We start from the raw sequence: 4,378 nt of genomic DNA on the forward strand, positions 1-4,378 counted from the left end.
GTTAAATCGTATCGTCGTCTCATGTCTTTAATTTAACAGATTTGAGGGCATTCTTGAAGTTTGCGTACAGGCCCTAGGATGTAATGAGATATACATAAGATTGTTATCCGATTCTAAACGTGTCATGTATAACATGGATACTTTAATAACCCTCTAAAATCTCCGTACTTCTAACCGATATATAGTATAAATCGAACACAGTCGGGGGTCGTTTGAAATATGAATATTCAATTTTCAATGACAACAAATGCTCCACAAGCAAACCAAACGGGAGCAACTTCAGGATTGGGAGAACTCGGCAAGATGGTTTCTGCTTCCCGTGGTTCTAAAGATCTCGATCGACTGGAACAACAGGGAACCATATCCGCATCGCTGGGCGAACAGCAATTGATTCAACGGATCGAACATGCCGTCAAGTCTTTGGAAGGCCCGCAGACAACTCTGGATATCAGCATACATGAGAAAACGCACGAAATCTTGGTTAAGGTGTTGAACAAAGAGACGGGAGAAATTATTCGAGAAGTACCGAAAGAAAAAACACTGGATCTCGTCGCTCAAATGATGGAGTTGGCTGGGATTTTATTAGATAAGAGAGTATAGAAAGGAGCGGGGAGTACTTATGGTAACAAGAATTAATGGGTTTTCCGGCATGGATGTCGATAGTTTGGTGAAGAATATGATGGCTACCAAACGTGTACCTTTGGACAAGACAACTCAAAGTAAAGACCTACTTCAATGGCAAAGAGATAGCTACCGTGAAGTGAATAGCAAATTATACGATTTCCGTAATAATAAATTGAGTCTTACGGGATATCGATCTTCTGCCGCTCTTAATACGCAGACCGCTGTACTCAAGGACGGCGTTGGAGCAATTGTAGATTCTGCAACTAGCGCAGTTAAGGCGACAGCAACAGCAACAGCTAATGGTGTTCCGATGAAGGTCAGTGTGGCTCAGGTTGCCACAGCTGCTTCTTTGAAAGTAAATAGTGCTTTAGGAAACGGATATAAGTCTTCACAAACGTTGGAAGATATTATGAAGCAGACGTATAAAGCCAATAATCCTAGCGATACCGCTATGACCGGCTTAACGGTTCCGGATAAGTTCGAACTGAGTTTGAAAGTTAACGGAGAAGAAAAAGCGATTAGTTTTGTAAAAGGAACAAGTTTATCGTCTGCAATTTCGCAAATCAATTCTGACACGACTCTAAATGTAAAAGCTTCATTCGACGAGATTACAGGGCAGTTTAAGTTCGATTCGAAAACGACAGGGTACACGAAGCCTCCTGAACTTGAGAAGTCTGTCAAAGTAGGAAGTGCGGGCAATTCTTTTTTGAAGCTTCTGTCTACAGATGGTAGCGGAAATGCAACCAGTACGGATGGGAAAAATGCTATATTTTCGATCAATGGTTCTGTTTTGAAAAGCCAAAGTAACACGGTCGTATACAACGGGATAGAAATGAAATTCGAAGGAGTGACCGGAGCATGGGCATCTACTGGAACCGATGCTGCGGGAGATAATACTTTTAATTTCAATACTCCTCCCGTGGGTGACAAAGCTTTGAATATCACTACAACGATCGACACTACCAAAGCATTAGAGAGTGTGAAATCATTTATTACCGACTACAATAATCTTATTTCTTCGTTAAATACTTCGATCAATGAAGAGAAATTCAAAAACTTTCAGCCACTTACGAGTGAACAACGCTCTGCCATGAACGAAACGGATATTACAGCTTGGGAGAAAAAAGCGAAAAGCGGTATGCTTAAAAATGATTCCATATTAAAATCTGTACTTAGCGATATGCGATCCACTATTTTGGATCAGCTGGGGCCTTTAAGTTCAATGGGAATTACAACAGGAAGTTATTTTGAAAATGGTAAACTTTATGTTGATGAAACAAAGTTCAAAGCAGCGGTAGCCGCTAATCCAGAGCAGCTGCTTACTACTTTACAAGGCACGGGTACCAACACCAAAGATTCTATTTTTGGTAAGTTTTCAACTGCGATGGATAATGCGATGGATACAATTGCACAACGCGCAGGTACTTCGAAATTTGATGGAAGTTTAAGTGCAACATTCAAAACTGAAAGTGTGATGGGACGTCAACTTAAGCAATATAATAGTAGAATTTCTACGCTGACGACTCAACTTTCTGCAACAGAAAACCGTTATTATAAGCAATACGCAGCAATGGAATCTTCGATGAACAAATACCAATCTCAGCTCTCCCAACTGACTGGCGTTTCAGGTTAATCACACATAAAACAAACAAAGGGTGAATAAAGAATATGATGTCTTCTCCATATGAAAAATATCGTCAAAGTGCCGTCCAGACGTCTCCTGCGCAGCTTCTCATCATGACTTACGACGGTGCGATCCGTTTCGTTAAAACCGCGCTCGAAGGGCTCGGATCTGGCGATAATGAGAAAGCCAACCTTTTCTTCGGCAAAGCGCAAACGATCATTGCCGAATTGACAACGACGCTTGATCGTTCGTATGAAGTATCGGAAAGCTTATCTGCCCTGTACGAATACATGAACCACCTGCTGATCGAATCCAACATCAAGAAAATCAAAGAACCGGCCGAAGAAGCATTGGGCTACCTGCGCGACCTGAAAGAAACCTGGATCGAAGCCAGCAAACTCGCTTCTGCAGCTCCGGCTGCTTCTATCGGAAGCGTAGTCTAATGTCTGATTCGATCAGGCTGCTCGAGGAGTTGTCGGCTGACATCCAGAGCAGGCTGGGTGCGCTGACTTACGAAGAGATCTCCGAGCTGATGGAACGACGGCAGATTATCGTGGATCAGATTGAACAAGAAGCTTCTGTAAGTCCGCTTATCGAAGAAGAAAAACAGCGGATCAGAGTGGTGATCGGCCAAGACGCCGCGATCCAAATGCGTATACATTTCTTGCGCAACGAAGCGGCGCATTGGCTGCAGCAGCGCAACCAGGCCAAAGCGCAGCGAAGCGCTTATGAAACGGCTTATACGCCCGACGCTTATATGATGGACAGCCGGAAGTAGAAATGAAAAAAGTTCAAGGGCATTTGTTCATGGAATAGTGATTCTCACTACTCTATGAATAAATGCCCGTCTTATTATTTCGAGAATAACTTGTATAATAAATACAACAAAGTTTAGCAGGAAATGATGAGTCATTTTCAGATGAAAGCTCACCACGGAACCGAACGTTCCACCGCTTATCAAATTCAAAGGGAAAAAAGTTTTTTGAGAATCGTAGGAGACGAAAAAGGGTACAAGAAAAAGTATTCGCACTATGGGATCGTGGAAGCGTAGATCGAAACGGAAGTGACTACCTTACTCGATTTAGATAGTTCTGCAGGCAGAGAAGAGTCTCATGTAGCTCGACAGCTATTTACTCGTAAACTCGAAAAAGAATCGTTGGGAATCCGTGTCGCCAGTAGTCGAATTTTCGATGGGAAAATGATTAATGGCTTATGCTGTGCGATTTCTTATCGGGTTGTCGTTCAAAGCATGTTTGTCCAACTTTCCAAAGATCGAAAGTTAAGAGTACAATCAAGAGTCCCTAACTGCAGGGTAATAAGTGTAAGAGATCCAGAAGCCTGCATTAAGTCACCCCGAGTGATTGAAGGAGGTCTTTTAACATGGAAAACACAAAAAATGGAGCTAATCCAAAATTATTATGGGCAAATGGACAGTCAGGAATTCAGAGAACATCTGACTAAAGCAGGATTTGAGATTCTTGAAGAACAACCGGGGGTTGTCATTTTCGAAGATGAAAGCCAAATCGACGAGTTTGAAATTGAGAGCTTCATTCCGACTGCAGTCTACTGTTCCCCTAAAAATAATTCTATGTGGGAAGTACAATCTGTCATCTTGAGAAATGTGGGGTAGAGACGAACCAGGAAAACGCACATGAACAGTCCAAAAGTTTTATTTAATTTGAAAATTACCAATTGAATGAATCTATTTTCGTTTTAAATCAAGACTTTATAGAGTCAGAAGAATCTATTCGATTAAAAACGCGATTTTCGATTAAACATGATTATAAAAATCCTGAAGAAGTTCGTGTCACTATTGTTTGCGAACTTCTTGAAGCAGACATAGCTAGTATTAATGCTCCGTTTTACCTAAAGGTTGATATGTCGGGTTGGTTTCTTCTCACTGAAGATCTCGAAGATGAGCAAAAACGTCAGACACTTCACGCCAATACAGTCGCCATTCTATTTCCGATGCACTTCTGAAACAGCAAGTCGAAGAATAATAATCAGGATAAGCCTGCGAAGAAGAGTCCGAGTCAGGGCTCTTTTTTTATTTAGACGGATTGTAAAATGAAGTGCAACACCTCGAACTGAATATAAAAAGGCCCACGGCCGGATTCGTGTAGAATGAAG

Annotated in this window: 6 protein-coding genes; all 6 read left to right on the forward strand. The window is 41.7% G+C overall.

The genetic code is table 11. The annotated features are described in order from the left end of the window. Positions 1-219 precede the first annotated feature (219 nt). Positions 220-600, forward strand: coding sequence for a flagellar protein FlaG (locus HRQ60_RS23090; RefSeq protein WP_172200918.1), 381 nt, complete (start codon positions 220-222; stop codon positions 598-600). Between the two features lie 19 nt (positions 601-619). Next, entirely contained in the window at positions 620-2,257 is a 1,638-nt protein-coding gene (gene fliD / locus HRQ60_RS23095) for a flagellar filament capping protein FliD (protein WP_172200921.1), read from the forward strand. Between the two features lie 35 nt (positions 2,258-2,292). Then, entirely contained in the window at positions 2,293-2,691 is a 399-nt protein-coding gene (gene fliS / locus HRQ60_RS23100) for a flagellar export chaperone FliS (RefSeq protein ID WP_172200924.1), read from the forward strand. After that, the gene (locus tag HRQ60_RS23105; RefSeq protein ID WP_172200927.1) at positions 2,691-3,026 is read left to right on the forward strand and encodes a hypothetical protein; all 336 of its coding nucleotides are present in this window, start codon (positions 2,691-2,693) and stop codon (positions 3,024-3,026) included. Before fliS ends, HRQ60_RS23105 begins: the two co-directional genes overlap by 1 nt. A gap of 285 nt (positions 3,027-3,311) precedes the next feature. Beyond that, complete coding sequence (locus HRQ60_RS23110) at positions 3,312-3,878, forward strand: hypothetical protein (RefSeq protein ID WP_172200930.1); 567 nt, start codon at positions 3,312-3,314, stop codon at positions 3,876-3,878. 62 nt (positions 3,879-3,940) lie between these two features. Then, positions 3,941-4,228 carry a hypothetical protein gene (locus HRQ60_RS23115; protein ID WP_172200933.1) on the forward strand — a complete coding sequence of 96 codons (288 nt, stop codon included), beginning with the start codon at positions 3,941-3,943 and terminating at the stop codon, positions 4,226-4,228. The last annotated feature ends 150 nt before the right edge of the window (positions 4,229-4,378 follow it).

Source organism: Saccharibacillus qingshengii, assembly GCF_013185195.1.
Lineage (GTDB): Bacteria > Bacillota > Bacilli > Paenibacillales > Paenibacillaceae > Saccharibacillus > Saccharibacillus qingshengii.